Consider the following 18,875-nt stretch of genomic DNA (forward strand, 5'->3'; position numbering starts at 1 on the left):
TGCTGATTACATTTCTAACGGACTCCACAGCCGTTATTTCGCATATTTTCGGTCTTGAAAGGGTTATTTTGTTCAAATAGCGGCTCCTGGGTCCGTTACAGCTAAATAGTGCCCGATTGGGACCAAATAACGGCTCCTGGGTCCGTTAGAGCGAGCGGTCGCACATTAACTTCAGAAGACACACTCTTCGTCTATGCTCGGACCAAGCGGGCAGTTTCGGCGCTCGGCGCGTATGGGGAGCTTCGGTACGCCAGCCAGCCGTTTTGGGCAGCCAGAACAAAGAAAAACCCTGCGTTTCAAAAAACGCAGGGTTTTTAAACACAAGGTTACTCCACATCGCAGCCTACCCAATCGGGATTTGACCTTCGGTATGGCGACCTATCCAATCGGCCAACCGCTCTTCCACTCAGCAGCTTCCTTACGCAGGAAGCTGCCTCCCAACCGCAAATGTTACTTCGCTCCGCCACTCACGGATTGGTACCACTCGTTAACTTCCTCCGTGATTTTGTCACCGCCAGCAGCTTTCCATTTCTCAACGAATTTGTCGAAGTCATCGAGCGGCACTTTGTTGTAGATGATTTGGGAAACGATATCTTTCTCCATCTTCTGCAAAATATCGTTGCTCGTCTGCATCGTCGGCGTCGGAGCGCCTGTGAACATCGCAGGCAATACCGTATCTTTCTGGCTCATGACGATCTTAGCCGCTTCGAGCATCGATTGCGGTGAGCCGGATTTGATCTTTTTCTCAAATGGTGTTACTGCTTCCCCACCGTCTGCCAGTTTGGACAAAGTTTGCATCATCAGGCTCGGAATCCGCGCGCCATCGAATGTAAGCGTGTATTTCTCTGGCGCATAACCGCCAGTATGGGCAGCATCCGTTACGGGCTTGCCATCAGCCATTACCCAGTCATAGCCTTCCGCCAGGCCGTGCTCGAACTCTCCGCCCACTGGCGGGTTTGCATACTGCTCGAATAGATAGTTCTGGTACGCGAAGAACGCTTCCGGGTGCTCCATGTCTTTGTTGATAAGAATGGCGCCGTTTACGTTCGGCGTCCCATGCCGCCCTGCTTTGCCATCTGGGCCTGTAGGGATCGGATACGCTTTGTATTGTGCATCCTTGTTGTTTTTCTTCACATCTTCAAGCGGCCATGCCGGCATCCAGTGAGGGCCGACTACGATCCCTGCTTTTCCTGCCGTGAAATCTTCTGTCGCTTTCACTTCATCATACAAGCCCGCTTGTGTTGGCAAATACCCTTTGGACATCCAGCTTTGCAGCGTTCCCAATGCTTGCTTCGCGCCAGCAGTCACGGTGCCGTATTCCAGTTTATTGTCCGCCGTTTTATTCCATTGGTTAGGCATCGTGCCGAATGCGCCGAACACCCAGCCTGCGTCTGACATCCATGTATTGATCCAGTTTTTGAAGCCAATCGCAAGACCGAATGTATCTTTCTTGCCATTGCCATCCGGATCTTGGTTCGTGAAGGCATCCATTACTTTCTCTAGATCAGCCAAAGTTTTAGGAGCGGACAAGTTCAGCTTCTTCATCCAATCCTCGCGAATCCACATGACCGGATCGCCGTTGTAAGCATAATCCAAGATCGGAATGCCGATACGCTTGCCATCCTGCATGAAGGGATACCATACGGACGGGTCTTCGTTCACGGCATCCTTCCAGGTTTGGCTCGCATACTTATCGAACAACTCTCCTGCATCGATGAATTTGCCCGAATCGATTAACTCCCGAACGAGGTTGATTTCACCGCGATACGAAATGATATCTGGCATTTCTTCATTCGTTGCCAGGGATAGACGCAGCTTCGTCTCGAAAGCATTGTTCGTAGAAGGCGAAATCCATTTGTTTTTCAAATCAATCCCAAACTTATCATGAACCCACTTTGTGTGAACATTGTTATCTTCATCTTCCCCAGACTTAAATTTCACATCCGATCCCCAAGGGCGCAAATACGAAATCGTAATCGGCGGATCATATTTTCCATCCTTCATGCCATTGCTAGCGCCAGTGCCTTCCGCAACGGTTTGGTCAGGCTCCTTGTTCCCTTTTCCCTCTGTATCATTCCCGCATCCGCTCAAAATCGCTGTTAATGCCATTACGCCTGCTAATAGAACAGATGGCAGCATCCTTCTATTTCTTTGGTTCATCTGCATTTCCCCCTAAGTGGTCATAGTGCTTACAGTGTTCATATTAAGGAATTAGCAGTTGGCAGCCTATACTAAGATTGCAACATTGATTGCACTTCTTTAGGATGTTAAAAATTGAATATGTATGTTTGCTTTTTTACAATTAATCTAATGATACTTGTTTGAACGAAAGCCTTACAACGGTAATGTTTCACTCAAAATAATCCATATACAAAACAAAAGACAGCCTCCGCGGCAGGCTGCCTTTGGCTTGCTTCCCTTATTGGATCAGCACAATGAATCCATTACACCACTACGCTTAGTTGCTCGTATACTTCGTCCAATCATATTCCGCATATAGTGGATTTGCTCCGTTATAGGCCCCTAACCAGCTGTCTACACCCGTTCCGTTCCAAATATTCATCATAATCTTCCCAGGATTGGACGGAATATTGGAAGTAGCCGTATGCTTCAGCACCCCGTCGACATACCATTTGATCGATCCCGCCTGCCAATTAAACGCATACGTGTGGAAGCCGACCGATGCGTCAAAGCCGAGATCGACTACCTTCTCATGGCCGCCTACGCCATTCGTAAAGTAATTAAACTGCACCTTCGTCGTATCCTTGCCGAGGAATTCGATGTCAATCTCGTCCCATTGCGTGCCTTCTGAAGGTCCCGTATACGTAAAGAACGAGGACACTATGCCAATATTCTTCGCCGGCTTCATGCTCACCTCGTATAAGCCGTAACCGTACTTATTCGTCGAACGATATTCACCGCAATCAAATTTATTGTAGGAAGAGCTCGTTAAGCCTAGCTTTAATTTCCCGTCACTCGTAAAATTCACATTATTAGCCCGCCACGTACAATTGAACATGCCGCCATTTGAGTACCCGTCCGCTTTTTGCCAAGTTGCGGTATTATGATAGGTAAGCGGCTCCCAAAATTCATAAGCACCATAAGCAGTCGTCATAAGCGTTAAAGAAAGAACAGAAGCAATCGCAATCGTCCACCAAGATTTCTTCTTCATACTGCACCTCCACCGAATTGTCCAGAAACGAAGCATACATCATGACGTCATTCTTCCGTCCTAACCTCCCTCCTTTCACTCCATTTATTTAAGCGCTTTCATTTCTGGCATGCTTATTGTACGTTGCTATACGAGCGCCGCACTATACTAAACATCCAACATGAATAGCACTTATTAAACAAGCCGCCACTCACTGCCACAAGGCCTCTTCTCCCCCAATCGCAAAAAAAAATGCCCAACCACTAGATTGGCTGGGCATTGATCTCGTATTTATTTCACCTTGCTTCTCTGGATAAAATCCTCGATGAGTGGGAGCAAGGCCTCGCCATGTTTGGATAGGATATTCAACATTGCACTTGCTTCGGTATGCCCTATTTCACCTATGATGTCCAAGAAGTTCAAATACGGCTCCAAGTGATTATATTTGTTATAAAAGTAATGCATGTTTTTGAAGTGATCCGAATTTTCGGAGCGTTTTCTCTTATGCATCTGATGGTAGTTTTCAGCTTGCCGGCAGTAGGCGAATTCAAATCCTTGCAAATACAATTGGTAAGATAAATCGATGTCCTCGGACCCATACCCCTTAAAGTTCGTATCATAATATAGCTCGCGTGCCTTCGCACGGTTGATGCCCAAGTTGCCGCCATAGGCGATTAAATAAGGCAAATGGAACCCTTCCAGGCGCTCGCCATAGCGCTCTACGATTTTTAACACATTGTCATACAAATCCGCTGTCCGAAAACGTTTAACAATGGTCGCGAAATCATGAATGACATCATTAGCATCAAAAAGCGTGCACTCGCTCACATCGATAAGATGCTCATTTTCGCTAAACAATTTAAACCACTCCGGATATTCGAGGTGAAACTCGTCCGAATAAAAGGAAAGAATGCTATGCTGATGCCCAATGCTCGCCATCTTCGAGCCGCGCTCCAATACTTCACGATGGCCCGCAATAAAGCCAGGCCCTGGAATTCGGTCATCATCCGAAATGATAATATAGTCACCTTGCGCCAGATCCAATGCTTTGTTCCTCGCCCCGGCGATTCCGGTATTCTCCTGGCGATGATACGATATATTTAGTTTGCCGCTATATTTATCAATGATCGCTTCCGTATCGTCAGAACCCCCGTCATTGACGATAACAACTTCAAAGCCTTGATCCTGTTGCATCTGAAACCCTGCTAACGTGAGATCAAGATAGTTTGCCTTATTGTAGGTGCTCGTGACAACCGAGATTTGCGTCATATTGGACTCCTCTTCTAGCTCGTAGTTTCATCCTCGCCAAGCAATTAAAGCAGCTCACATAACATGGGGATCACTTCTTGTTCAATCGATCGCATTTCTTCTAATCGTTTAATGCCTTGCAGCAATTTCGATTGGTCATTTAGAAGGGCATACTTATATATGGAATTTCTTAAAATTAAAGCCCGTTGTACAAGATGGGAAAGCTCATTTCTAATATGATCACTTGTTTCATTTTGTTGTAGAATTCCTTCTTGTATCAAATAATCAAACCTCGCCAATAAACAGTCCTTATGCTCCCACATAAAATAAAATGGCATAAAATTCAGCTCAAACGAATTTTCTTTGCACGACTTTTCGATATACTCGATCAAAATATCGTACACTTCCAAACCAAAAACTTCGTCAACGAGGTTTAAATTTCCACGCGCCTGAGCAATGTTAACCGAATTGCAATAATCAGAAAATGCTTGTTTAATGGTAGGCTTATGAATGCGATACTGTTCGTTCTCATTGACGCGAAGCAGCTTGATGCCATGGAACCAATCATTACTTAAATTTGCGTGGGCAAAGGCTAGCTCCATTTCGTCGAACGTACAGGTGCTCTCAACATATTTGCCGTTTATTAAGTTTCCGGCTATGTTAAACGTTTTTTCTTGAAGATCATAACCAAATACCATCACGTCATGGGTAAATGATTCTACCATCTGGGAAACTGACGTGTTTTTCAATTTAGCTTCATCCAAGTAGAAGTATGCATAAGACTCATGATTAATTGCATCAATTAAAAATGCATTAATATCATTTTTCCACTTCTCCTCAATGATCCAACGATCGACTGTATTATGAATGAGTAAAGGGCAATTCCTCACGTAATTCCAGCAGTCGTAGAATGTAAGTGAATACAGCTTAGGGGAAGAGCTCACATGTATAAAATTGGAGAAAATCCAGTTTTGAGCATCCTTATGCTTCGTAATAATTGACAACACATTAGCGAAGATCGGAAATGCCGATACTACTGGTTTACTCGTATATAGCTTTTTGTTCAACTCGGACAACCCCTCTATTAGTAGTTCAACTCTTGCTCATCGCTATTAACGAGCACTTTTTCGATTCCTACCTCAATGATTTTCGTGGATTCAAGTAAATCGATTTTTATTTTTGCTCTTTTTTTTCGTCTATCCACTTTTATGATTTTATCTTCGAACTTCTTTAGCGGACCGGATTCTACCTTAACCGCTCTCCCCTGTATGCTTAAGTTGGAAAAATGTAAAACACCTTCCGCATCTAACAAGCTCAAAATAATATCAATTTCCTCTTTTCGTTCAAATAACACTCTTCTTGAAAATATGCATACACACTCAAAGTTTAATAGTTGGTTGATCAACTCCTTAATCTTATGTTCTTTACCTGTTTCTACACAAAGTGCATACCAATTCATCTGATCTCTCCTCCACTATTAAATGAACTTGAAATCTTGTATATTTAACTTAGATTTGAATTCGATTTCATGTCGATGCCACATCGTCCGCTTCTGCCCTCACAACAAAGAAAAGAAGCCGATCCTGTATGCAGGATGACTTCTTTATCGCGGAGAGATTGCGAGCCCCATGAGGACATAGCTCCGCCCTTTCATGTATAAAAAAATACACTACAGCAATGAATAAATGTCCTCATCGGTCCAGTAACGTGCCGTAACAACGATTACACAACCTAAGATTGTTTTATTTTTCAATAGATAACAGATATATATGATTATTAACTTAATATTACACGGCCGCCACCCAAAGCGCAACGCCAGCAATAAGCGTTACACAATAAATAAGGCAGGCGAGATGAAACGCTCGCCTGCCTATTAATGGCCAACCTAGTGCTGTTAAGCCGAAACGTTATTTTCCTTAAAAGCTACTGCCTTGCCTGCAATCCGATGGTCGAGTTTGCTTTGCAACGTATCTTTATCCGCAATCTCTGCACCCGGAATCGCATCCTCTAGGCTGTCCTCCATGTAGCGCAAAGGCTTAAAGTTAAAGCCGATTGTCGACCAAACCATGACGAGAACGCCTACGCAAATAATTAACAGGCCGATGCCTCTTCCGGCACCTGTCCCAATGATCGGGCCGAATAGATCAGCCAGGAAGCCGGATTCAGACATCGCTTTGCCGAATACCGAATCCGCAAGTACACCAGCTAGCAAATATCCTACGGGCATGCTGGACATCGCGATCATTTGATTCGTTGCGAACACGCGCCCTTGCAGCTCCAGCCCGACTTTGGACTGAATCAGTGCTTGCCAATGGGCATTTACAAGCGTAACTGAGAACCATAATCCGAAAATGCCTACAGCCGTAGAAATCAAGCTTGGCTGAAGCCCCGCGATGATCATGAAGAAGCCTTCTAGGATAACAAAACCGACCATGCCTGTCGCCCGTCGCGCGGTGCCGCCCCATAGGCTCATCACGAGCCCACCCGCCATCGTTCCGATTGCGCCTAACATCGACACCGTTGCGAGATCATTCGGCGAGCCAAAGGATAACACCAATGGCTGAATCAGTACGGTAGCTAATCCGAACAAAATATTGCCGATTAGGAAGAAAGCAATCATGTACAACAAGGCAGGTCTTCTGGCAATAAATTTCCAGCCCATTAGCATTTCCTTAAAGAACGGCTCTTCTTGCCTATGGAACAAGGTGTTCGGGAATCTGATCATTGCCAGGGAAATAATCGCAAAAGCAAAGCTAACCAAATCCAGCAAAAAGATATTCGTCATCCCAATCCATGCATACAGCGCTACACCGATCAGCGGTGCGATGAGCTCGCTAGTAGCGCCAGCCAATTGCACAATGCCGTTAGCATGGCCAAGATACTGCTTCGGAATAATCTGGGTCATCGAAGCGACAAACGCAGGGCGATGGAACGAGCGGGTCACCGAGCTGATTGCCGACGTAATGTAAATATGCCACACTTCCAGCGAGTTCGTAGCCATTAGAATGGCAAGCGCAATTAGCGGCAATGCCATCATGATGTCACTATAGAGCATAACGAGCCTTCGATCATAGCGGTCTACGATCGCACCGGCGAAGGGCAGCGCTAGAATGCCTGGAATAAGCGATGCCGCCGATATGGCCGCGAAATCCGAAACAGCCCCCGTTTGGGAGAAGATCCATACACCGACTGCAATCCCAGTAAGCCCCGAGCCGAATACGGATAGCAGCTGTCCGATGACAACGATCATGAACATGCGTAAGTTCGGAACAGCGCTTTTTTTTTGCTTTCGGTTGCTGGAAAGGGCCGCCGAATCGGCATGCCGCGCCGCAGCTGCCTGTTCGGCACCGGAGGCAATCGCCTGTTCAGCCAGCATCCATTCAGCGTTAGCTTCTCGTGTAGGAGAGGAAGCTTGTATGGCCACCCCCATCATTTCACTCAGCAGCTTCGCCTGATGTTTTAAGAAATAATGGCCCGCTTGGGGTACAATAGCCAGGTCCACGCGTTCACTGAAATATTCCCATTCCTTGAACCGTTCCTCATAAAACTCTGTCGCCCTGTCCCGTTCGCCTACGATGCATGTAATCGGCGCTTTCAGCTTGTTCCAGCGTGATTCCGAATACGCCATCGTATAATAGTTTTCGCTTTCTCGGGCATCATGGCGCAAGCAGCGGATCATGAAGTCGCGCTCTGCCATATCATCGACTTCCGTGAAGCCGCCTAATGCTTTCAAAAACTCGTGGTAGGATTTGTTGGACATGCTGCGGTCCGACGGAAACAGCTTTGAGAATAAGTTAAACAGCCTGCCCGGCATACGGGCAATCGGGAAAGTCCCCCCTAAGAAGACACGCTGCAGCGGCAGTTCCCTCGCTTCCAGCTCCCTGGCGATTTCAACCGTTAATGCACCGCCTACGCAGTGCCCATACAAGACGATTTGCCCCTGAATGGATGCAGCCATTTCATCCACACACATCCGCGCTACTTCTTGAATGGATAACAGCTCTTCCGACTTGCGCGTGTATTCATGGCCAGGAATATCCACTGCATACAACGCAATGCCTTCGGGCATCTGTGCCGCAAGCGGCTGGTACGTAATCGCACTGCCACCTGCATAAGGGACACACACGAATGAAACATGGACTGTTTCCTGATTACTTTGGCTCGTCAACCTGTGGATCAGGCCATGCTCAGCTTGTTGGCCGCTATCCATATACTCCGCCATCGACCGGATCGTAGGATGTTTGAAAAAGTCCATAATGCCGATCCAATCCCCAAGGCGGCGAACCGCCTTTAATGCTTTGAAGGAGTCTCCTCCAAGTTCGAAGAAGCTATCCTCCATCCCAATCACGTCAAGCTCAAGCACGTCTTTCCAGATCGCAAGGATGCTCTTTTCTGTTTCGGTCTCGGGCTCTAGGGCACTTGAAGGCGAAGGTGCCAGGGATAATTCCATCGAAGACAGGAGCGCTTGGTCCACTTTCCCGTTAGGGGTTAATGGCAGCCCTTCCATCTCCATCATGTAGGTCGGGATCATATACTCAGGCAGCTTCTGCTTGAGTATCTTCTTAAGTTCCGTTAGAGGCGCTTCACAAGAATGCGCTGGCTCGAACACAAGATAAGCTGCTATTCGTTTGTCGCCTTTACGGTCTTCCTTCACCAGTACGGCTGCATCTTTAACGAATGGGCATGCGGTTATGGCGGATTCAATTTCGCCTAACTCAATGCGGAAGCCGCGTATTTTGATTTGCCGATCCATACGGCCCAATATCTCGATGTTGCCATCAGGCAGCCATTTGACGCGATCGCCTGTCCTGTACAGCTGTTCTCCACTGCCCTTGCGAAACGGATTCAGAAGGAAGCGGGATTCATTCAGCTCCGGATTGTGAATATACCCCCGCGATACGCCGCTGCCGCCAATGTATAACTCGCCCGGCACCCCAATCGGGGCCGGATGATGGTGTGCATCCAGCACGTAAGCTTGCACATTGCCAATCGGTTTACCGATCGGAACCATGCTATTGCCCGCATGCTCCTTCAGTTCGCTCGGCAGTGGATACGCCATGGCCGATACCGTCGTTTCGGTAGGGCCATAATGGTTCTGTATATCGCAGCTCGGCCGAAGCTTTCTAATTTTCGCAACCGTTTCCCAGCTTAGCCCTTCTCCAGCAAGGATAAGCGTTCGGTGAGGAATGACATGCTCCGGCTGCTCGGCGCTCATGAGCACTTCAAAATGGCTCGGCACCACTTTCATAATATCTATGCGATGCTTCTGGAAATAATCCGCAACCCCATCGGGATCACAGGAGCGTTCATATGTTAAGACATGAAGCGTACCGCCTGTGCATAATGCGCCATAAATGTTGGTCGTGCCCAGATCGGCAGCAAACGTGGACGCCAGCGCATAGCTGAGCGGCTCCTGAATGTTTAGATGCTTCGTTATGCCAAGGATGTAGTTATGGAACTGGCGAAGCTCGACGCCAACCCCCTTGGGCATGCCTGTCGTCCCCGAGGTGAAAATCATGTACATCAGGTCGTCAGGCGTTGTGCGAATAGCTGGATTCTCGCCGCTCATGCTTTCGTAACTGCGCCGGTCCCTGTCATAATCGAGCAACGCTGCCCCTTGCGGATCAATATCTGCCGAGAGCTTGGCCTGTGTAATCAGCACGCGCATGCCCGATGCTTGAATCATATACTGGACTCGGTCTTTCGGATACGAAGGGTCGATTGGCACATAAGCGCCACCCGCCTTAAGCACCGCCAGCATGGCGATGGCCACATCCGCCGTCCGCTCCATGAAGATGCCCACGGCCTGGCCAGGACCGACCTGCTGTGCAATCAAATAATGGGCCAGTTGATTGGCGCGCCTATTCATTTCGGCATAGGTGAACGATCGCCCCTCGCATGCCAAGGCGGCCCGTTGGGGATGGCGATCCGCCTGCGCCTCAATGGCAGCTACAAGATGGTAGCCGGGATCATGGGGCAACTTCGTTTCATTCCATAACACAGCAATCTGTTCCTTCTCCGCCTCTGGCATCAACGGAATGTTCACGATAGCCTGTTCGGGGTCCATGCAAGCCTGCTCCAGCAGATGAGTGTAATGCCCCAGCATGCGCGCAATCGTTGCCTCTTCGAAAATATCAGTGCTGTATTCTGCATGAACAATGCCAGGCGATATCGAGAACGTCAAATCGAATTTCGAGGAATCCGTGTTCCGGGATCCGAAAAACTGCATTGGCAGCTCCTCGGTTTCTTCTCCCCACATATGCATATTTTGCAATACGAGCATGACCTGAAATAAAGGGCTATGGCTCATATTCCGTTCCAGATGGAGCGGCTCCATGATTTTATCCAACGGCAGGTCTTGATGCTCGGAAGCTTCGACCGTCAACCGTTTGACCTGCTTTGCTGTTTCCCTGAAACTTGCCTGCTCATCGAGCTGGATGCGAATCGGCAATGTGTTTACGAAGAAGCCAACGTTTCGCTCAATCTCTTCTCGATTGCGGCTGGCAATAGGCGACCCGATGATGATATCGGACTGCCCCGAGTAGCGGGAGAGCAGAATGGCGTAAGCCGCCATCATCGCCATGTAGAGGGTAACATCCTCCTCTTGGCAAAACCGCTTAATGGCGGCTTCTGCCCCTTTGCCGATTGGGCGCTGGATATCCGCACCCCGCATGCTCTTCACAGGAGGCCGCGGTTTATCCGTGGGAAGCTCCAGTACGGGAATGTCCCCTTGGAACTTCTCACACCAGTAATCCTGATGATAACGAAGCACATCGCCAATCAGGTAGTTTCGCTGCCAAGAGGCAAAATCAGCGTATTGAACAGGGAGTTCCGGCAGCTCCAGTGGCTTATTGCGGGTATACGCCGTATAAGCCTGCATAATTTCATCCTGAATGATGCCGATCGACCAGCCATCGCATGCGATATGGTGAACGTTTAGAAGTAAAGTGTGCTCGTCCGGGTTCAGCGTGAAGAGATAAGCTTTGATCGGAAATTGCTGCTCCAGCCGAAAAGGCTCAAGCGCCTTCTCTTTGATTAGGGCGTCCCGCTTCCGTCTCTTCTCCTCTTGGGGAAGCTGCTGCAGATCAATGACCTGCAAGCCAATCGGCGAGAACGGATGCACGGTTTGAACAGGCTCTTCCTCCACCGTATGATACGTAGTGCGCAACACTTCATGGCGCTCGATGATCGTATGGACCGCCTTTTCGAGCAATGCCGCCTCTACTTCCCGCTGAAATTCAAATACGCATGGGATATTATATGAGGGGCTGTCCGGCTCCCATTGATGCACAAACCATAAGCGTTGCTGCGAATAAGACAGCGGAAACCGATTCTCGCCAGCTTCACGCGGTTGCGGCAAGATCTTCTGATGCGGCTGCTTGCTGGCCATCTTGGATTTGATCTGATCCAGCAGTTGCTGCCGCTTGTCGGGGGGCAGTTGATTGATCCGCTCCAATAAAACGTTCAAGCGCTCCTCACCTGCCTTCCTTCAAGGATGCCAGCAGCAATTCCCTTTTCTCCGGCGGGAGCGAGCGGATGCGATCCCACATCTTGTGCTTAACTGCATCCGTTTCGGATACAAATTCAGATGCATGAACGATCTTCTTTTTCACAGTGTCGATCAATTGTTGAAAATATTGCTCGAAAGGCTCGATGCCCAGCTTAGCATGGAATGCTGCTGCTTCCTCATAGGAGATCTGCGACAGCTGCTCATAGTGAGATCGATCCGTCGTGAGCTTTCGCAATGCTTCGGCCCACGGCTCAATGTCTTGCTTGGGTACGATTGGCCTTGGAATGACGGTTGAGAGCAGATAGGACGTGTTATATTTTTCAATTGGCTTAACAGGGAGCAGGTAGTCAAGGCCCATCTTCGCTTCTGGAATGCCGCCGATCCGGCTCGCAATGACAGGAATGCCGCGCAGCATCGCTTCTGTCACCACCTGCCCGAACGATTCCCCCCACAAGGATGGCATCAGGAACACTTTTGTTTGTTTATAAATGTCGTTAATATCCTCTGAAGGCTTAAGAATCGTAATATTCGGCAAAGCTTTCATCTCATCTATTTCCTCTGCCGAGGTCGCCCATGTCGGAACAGCTGCAAACGATAGCTCCGGCATTGCCTTCGCCAGCCCGATGAAGATCGAAAAGCCTTTAATTGCCGAAGGATTAATAACCGTAATGTACTTATTATCGAAACCAGCCAGATTAGGGAACGGTCCTTTGCCGTAAGATGGGAAGTAGATCACTTTCGAATCGAGACCGCCATGTTCCAGTGTGTAATCCTGCAAATACTTACTGACGGATACGATGCCATCGAGCTTTTTCAACATCGGAATATCCGCAGGCTTCACTTGGTAGCTCTCCGGGCCGAACGGCAGCAAGGTCTGGCTATGCGACAAGAGGACAGTTCTAACCCCCGTCTCCAACACCGCTTCGAGCATTAATTGGTTATGGGTTAGCTCAGACACAATCGTGATGTCAGGCTGAAGCTCTTTGATTTTGGCGCGAATGAAGGAATAGATTTGGAAAAAGCTATTGATCGTGTACGCCACGACCTTATTTTTTTGGATGCATATCAGGTCCTTGTTCTCCTCTAGCACCTCAAACTCATTCGCCTCGCGCTTTTTCTGAAAATACTCTTTGAAGCCTTGCACATCCGCAGATGGCGTTATAACGAAACATTCATGGCCGCGCTCCGCTAATCCCTCCATCAAAATACGATTCGCCTTGTGGGCGCCCCCCCACGGATATAAGTAGTCCATGTTCTGGATGAGCAAAATTTTCATGCCATATAGCCTCACTTTCTAAAATATGTTTCTCTGCTATCGGCAGAAATTAGTTGCGCTCAAGCTGCTCTAGTTCCAGCAACATCTTCTCCAGCTCAGACGAATCGATTTGCTCTAATTGATATTGCTCAATTGCCGAAGCGGTTTGTTCAATGGTCGGCTTTGCACCGAATATGACGTAGAGCGGGATTTCCATGCCGAGATAGCTGCGGATGCGGGAAACGATTTGGGTCGCCATTAGCGACTGGCCTCCCAGCTCGAAGAAGTTATCGTATATGCCCACTTTATCGAGATGCAGAATTTCACTCCAAATGTTAGACAATGCCTGCTCCAGCTCATTGCGCGGCGCTGTATAGCTAGACTCAAGTTCAGGGCGCATATCATCGATAGGCGGAAGCAAATTTCGGTCGATCTTGCCGTTGGCCGTGATGGCGAAGCTATCCACGTACATGAATCTTGCTGGAATCATATAGGACGGAAGCAACGACTCCAAATAACTGCGAATCTGGCTAATGTTTGGCTTCGTTGCAGCGCTTGGTTGCACATAAGCATGGATCGCATTTTTCTCGTAATGATAGAGGACAACAGCTTCTTGCAGCTGCGGATGGTCCCGTAAGGAATGCTCCACTTCCCCAAGCTCGATGCGAACGCCAGCTACTTTAATCTGATTGTCTTCTCTCCCCATCCATTCGAGGCTCCCATTCGCATTCAACCGGCAAATATCGCCCGTTCGATACAGCCGGCCGCTAAAGCCGTCCTTGAACGGATTAGGGATAAAATGCTTGTCCGTTAAGGAAGGCTCGTTTAAGTAGCCTCTAGCCAACCCTACACTGGAAAGATAAAGCTCACCGGTTTTGCCTTGGGCCACCGGGTTCAATTGCGCGTCGAGCAAATAAACGGCCACGCCGTTCATCGGGCTGCCTAATGGCACCGTATCGGTGGCTTGGCTGCAAGTATGCATCGTAGCGCATACCGTTGCTTCGGAAGGGCCATAGGCATTAACCAAATTCACTTTGGAGCTCCAATAGTGAACCAGCTTTTTCGTGCAGGCTTCCCCTGCGCTTACAATCGTTTTGAGCGCTGGCAAATCGTTCTGCGACAGCGTTGCAAGAACGGATGGCGTTAACGTAACGACGCTAATCTCTTGCTCGATCATGTACTGATAAAGCTCTTCACCAACAAACGTTCCCTCTTGCGGCAGCAGGACGAGCGCTGCTCCGGCAACTAGCGTCGTCAATATTTCAGACACAGATGCATCGAATGTGAAAGCTGCATATTGCAGCACTCTGTCCTGCTCGTTTAATTGGAATGCAGCGATCTGCTCTTGCACTAGATTAGGGAGGCCGCGATGCTCAATCATGACGCCTTTTGGCTTGCCGGTCGAACCGGATGTATAGATCACATAGGCCAGGTCAGAAGCAGCAGGGCGGACGGAAGGACGGGTGGAAGATTCCTGCTGTACCTGGTGCCATTCCGAATCTAAAGAAATGCATTGAAGTGAAGCCTCATGCTTGCATTCAGCAACGGTCTCTTCCAATTTGGAGCTAGTTAGCAGGATGCTGAGCTTCGTTTCTTTTATAATATGGGCGATCCGTTCGGCCGGATAAGCGGATGTTAGCGGAACGTAGGCTGCACCAGCTTTCAATACTGCAAGCATGGAGACGACCATATCTGGCGAACGGTCCTGATAAATACCGATAATCGAATCGCGCGCAACCCCTTTTTGAATCAAGTAATGGGCCAGTTGGTTGGACTTCCCGTCGATTTGCCGATAGGTATAAAGGTCCTCCCCTTGCGTGATGCAGACGGCATCCGGGTTCCGCTCGACAGTTTGTTGGAAAAGCTCGCAAATGCTCGCTAATTGACGGGCAGTGGCATTTAGCCCTTCTTCTAGTTTCATTATTTTCCCTCTTCTCCATATAATTTCTGAAAATTCTGAACAATTTACTCATAAACGTTTACGAATTGCGCACAAATACTCATCCCCTTCTCCTCCTTACGATCTACTAGGAAGAGTTTTCTATAATTAACAATGGTAATGTGAAATGTAAATGTCGACAAGTCGGATCTTACTGAGAATATGTGTATTATTACGATCCACTGAATTAAAACGTTTTCAATTGAGCAGCCGGTCCTATTGCGGTTTTGTTAGCCTGGTAGTTACACGATTTTGAATGGACTATTGCGGTGTTACGCACGGCTGACGGAGGCGGAGCTTTGAGACAAATTAGCGCCCTCGGCAGTTGGTATTTCTAACGGACTCCAGCGCCGCTATTTGGCGGAAATTCCGCCTTTTGAAAATCTAACGGACCGTAGCGCCGTTATTTGAGCAATTTAGCGTGATTTGGCGCGGTTTTCAACGAAATAACGCCCCTGGAGTCCGTTAGCCTGACAAATCAGCGATTTTGCACCAAAAAAGGGCCATACGGTCCGTTAGCGTGCTCGCATGGGATGACAATGGGCGTGCAAAGGTGCGAGCGGGGCTCGTTTGACAAGTACAAATCTAAACCAAAAAAGCCATGGTTCCCCATGGCTTATGGTCTATAATTACTTACGGTTCTCCGCAGCTATCTGCGTCCCCTTCCCGCGGCCTTCAACGCTCCCTTTTCACACATGCGAACTGCCGCACTAAATTTTAACGGACTCCAGCGCCGTTATTCGGCGGAAATTCCGCTTTTTAAAATTCTAACGGACCGCAGCGCCGTTATTTGAGCAATTTGGCGTGATTGAGCGCGGTTTTCAACGAAATAACGCCCCTGGAGTCCGTTAGCCAGACAAACCAGCGATTTTGCATCAAATAAGGGCCGTACGGTCCGTTAGCGGCCCGTTTAGCCTGCTCGCATGAGAAGGCTAAACACGTGCAGCGGCGTATGCTAGGTGACCTTGTTAAGCTCTGCAATAATAGCCTCGAGCTCCTTCTGCCGTTCCCCAACATTCATATTTTTGATTGGCACAAAACTAGCCTGCATCCCCATCTCGCGGATCCGTTCCATCCATTCGAGAATGTCATTTCTCGCATACTTCTTCTCTAACAACGAGTAAAAAATATAAGCATATTCATTGCTTATGTTCGTATTGAAGATCAGCGGGTCATCCGAGTTAATCGTGACCATCAGGCCGCTTTCTGCCTCTATGCTCTCGGTAAACCCTCTCTTGTTCAACGTGTTTATATAGTGTTGGAACAGGTCATCGATCTCGCCAATGGAAGTGTTCGAGGTTGGATTCGTTTCCACAATGATGCCTTCCCGGCTTATATATGATCGCACTAGCATTTGGACCTGCGTGAAAAATGGTGCATCCTCCGGCTTCACGGCAATTTGGATCGGTTCCAGCATATAATGCAAATAACATTTGCAATGCTGCGCGTAAATGAGCTTATCGACATTCCACGTATTATTCGTTTCCACATAAGGGCAGAACAATTTGTTACGCTTCTCGTCTGCGGTCGTAGTCACCGTAAAGTCAATTACTTTCTCAAATTTGCTAAATTTGCTTTGGTATGCCTTCCAAAGGCTATAGACCGTGATGCCATCAATATGATGATAGATTTGTTCGGCAATTTTCAAAATTTGCTGTTCCAAGTAAGTCGCATCAAACGATAACGAGGCGCCGATTCCGTTCTTGTGCAGGCCCCATATCCACAGCAGATTCTCCATATATTCGATCCTTGGCATTATAATGACGGCATTGCGCTGGATCCACCGCTCTGGATCGACGCCCAATGCAATGCCATGCCCAATGCGGTCTCCTGCATGAAACTGGAAATGCTCTACCACTTCATGCACTCTGCGCAATCCCGACAGCAGGTGGCGGAAGTCTTCCCCAACATGATATGTGAAGCCTAGATTACGGATCGATTTGCTCTTCTGCTTCTCGTACAGTAGCTTGTGCGTGCGGCTATCACGTGCTTCTTTAAAGACGGTAGAAAATACCCACGGCTCTGTCTCCAGCTCTGGTCCAGCTGCATCAATGCCTACGATGTAGTCTGCTAACCCGGGAATGTCCTCTCTTAACAAGTGCAAATTGTCCATTTGACGCTTATACTCTTTCTGCCTTTCTTCGAAGTATAGGGATGTGGGTTCCGCAGTTTGAAGCATTCGTGAATCATAAATGCCTGTTTCTCTTGATTTGAGATCAGGACGATAACCGAGCCAGCATTTCTCAATATCGTCTTCCCGCTTCAAGAAGTGGATAACGATTCCAAGCTCCGGCAGGTTTTGTTCAGCGCTCCCTTCATAGTCAGACAATAGCTCCTTATAGAGCTCTAATATTTTCTTAAAATCTTGCGCCATAACTTTAAGCGGGCTCTTGTTTTTATCTTTATCCTTAGGCTTTATGCGAATTTCCAATTTTTTTAAATGCTCATTCGAAAACTGTTGATGAAGCACCAGTCCCCAATCTTGCGGTCCTGCTGATAGTTTTCTTCGTGAGTATCCCATAAAATTCTCGAGGCCTCTCACATAATTCGATTGGACATACAATTGGTAGGTTTCATTTTTTATCCGGATATATTGCCAGAATACGTTACAGAAAAAGCTATCCACCGTGCCCTGTTCGCTGTTCATATATTTTAAGCATTGGAACAATAACAAAACTTCTACCGTGTTATACTCCCCTGCATCTGGAATCAATGAATGAATAATATCACTATACGCTAGTTGTTTCCGCCAGCCTTCAGCCTTGGAATTCGCAGCAGTTCTAATCGATAAACTAAATTGTGACTTTAGCTGCTCGAACAAATTATTCAGTTCCACGCTTTTTTCCATTGGGAACTGTGTGCCTTCCACAATTTGCTGTAAATATTCCGTTATAATCGTACTCGTTTGGTGAATTGTTTTATGATGCTTGGCGTAATAATCAAACAGCTTATCCTGGTTATCATCGGGCCGGCCATTGAGAAACTTGGCTAATAAAATTCGGACAACCCGCATGGCCTGGATATAAGGCAATAAACTATCATAGCCCTTTACAATTAACTGGTCATGCAAAGGCTCTGATCCACCTGAATTGGACATTAGCTTGCGCCAAGTGAGATAGAAAGTCCCGCCTGCATTCAGATGCATATGGTTCTCCGCTACGCCGCGTTGCAGAATTTGATCGAGCTGTGTGTCTGAGAGGTTAACGCCCCCGTGATAACCCCTCAAATAGAAATCTTGCTCCATCTTATTCTCGATCAAATACAGCAGCACCAATAGGTCCGTTGTAAACAACCGTTCCATCGAGTTCCACATGACAACCTTATTAACGCCGCTGTATGGCCCTAGAAAAGCGTTCTCCTTTTCGCTTTCCCAGTATTTCAAAGAGATTTTGCCATTACGATGGGTAAGAAAAAACTTGCTTAGCTGTTTCAAATGGTCCAAATAAAATCGGCTCATCTGCTGGCCCTGTTTACTCAGGCTCTTTACTTTCTCAAATCCAAAATACTTCTGGACTAACAGCTTTATTTCATCCAAGTTATGAATCGCATTGGTTGCATTTAACGATTGATAGAACGTGGAATAGAGCTTATGCTCGATTTCTTTATGCTCTCTGCCTATGGGATCGCCGCTTTTTGCATATCCCTCAAGCGGGTCCATCCATAAATGTTCAGGGCCAATGGACATTTTGTGCTTCTTATAAAAATTAAACTCAGTAAACGGGAGAACCATTAATCTGACGCGAAGATCCATCTTGTCCCGAAGCATTACGAT

Annotated in this window: 9 protein-coding genes; all 9 read right to left on the minus strand. The window is 47.6% G+C overall.

Annotated elements, in window-relative coordinates; all coding sequences use genetic code 11:
* Window positions 1–450: 450 nt before the first annotated feature.
* Window positions 451–2,160, minus strand: a complete 1,710-nt coding sequence (locus tag GON22_RS15925) for an extracellular solute-binding protein (RefSeq protein WP_160397091.1) — start codon at window positions 2,158–2,160, stop codon at window positions 451–453.
* Window positions 2,161–2,458: 298 nt separating this feature from the next.
* Window positions 2,459–3,172, minus strand: a complete 714-nt coding sequence (gene bglS, locus GON22_RS15930; RefSeq protein WP_160397092.1) for a beta-glucanase — start codon at window positions 3,170–3,172, stop codon at window positions 2,459–2,461.
* A 270-nt stretch (window positions 3,173–3,442) separates the two neighbouring features.
* Window positions 3,443–4,420: a glycosyltransferase family 2 protein gene (locus GON22_RS15935; RefSeq protein WP_160397093.1), complete on the minus strand. Its 978-nt coding sequence runs from the start codon at window positions 4,418–4,420 to the stop codon at window positions 3,443–3,445.
* 44 nt (window positions 4,421–4,464) lie between these two features.
* Window positions 4,465–5,466, minus strand: coding sequence for a hypothetical protein (locus tag GON22_RS15940; protein ID WP_160397094.1), 1,002 nt, complete (start codon window positions 5,464–5,466; stop codon window positions 4,465–4,467).
* 17 nt (window positions 5,467–5,483) lie between these two features.
* Window positions 5,484–5,858 (minus strand): hypothetical protein, encoded by a 375-nt coding sequence (locus GON22_RS15945; protein ID WP_160397095.1) that lies wholly within the window; start codon window positions 5,856–5,858, stop codon window positions 5,484–5,486.
* Window positions 5,859–6,293: 435 nt separating this feature from the next.
* Complete coding sequence (locus GON22_RS15950; RefSeq protein WP_160397096.1) at window positions 6,294–11,867, minus strand: non-ribosomal peptide synthetase/MFS transporter; 5,574 nt, start codon at window positions 11,865–11,867, stop codon at window positions 6,294–6,296.
* Window positions 11,868–11,874: 7 nt separating this feature from the next.
* Complete coding sequence (locus GON22_RS15955) at window positions 11,875–13,185, minus strand: glycosyltransferase family 4 protein (RefSeq protein ID WP_160397097.1); 1,311 nt, start codon at window positions 13,183–13,185, stop codon at window positions 11,875–11,877.
* A 49-nt stretch (window positions 13,186–13,234) separates the two neighbouring features.
* The gene (locus GON22_RS15960; protein ID WP_160397098.1) at window positions 13,235–15,085 is read right to left on the minus strand and encodes a non-ribosomal peptide synthetase; all 1,851 of its coding nucleotides are present in this window, start codon (window positions 15,083–15,085) and stop codon (window positions 13,235–13,237) included.
* Window positions 15,086–16,058: 973 nt separating this feature from the next.
* Window positions 16,059–18,869 (minus strand): hypothetical protein, encoded by a 2,811-nt coding sequence (locus GON22_RS15965; protein ID WP_160397099.1) that lies wholly within the window; start codon window positions 18,867–18,869, stop codon window positions 16,059–16,061.
* Between the last annotated feature and the right edge of the window lie 6 nt (window positions 18,870–18,875).

The sequence above is a fragment of the Paenibacillus sp. MMS18-CY102 genome, from assembly GCF_009789195.1.
GTDB lineage: Bacteria > Bacillota > Bacilli > Paenibacillales > Paenibacillaceae > Paenibacillus_T.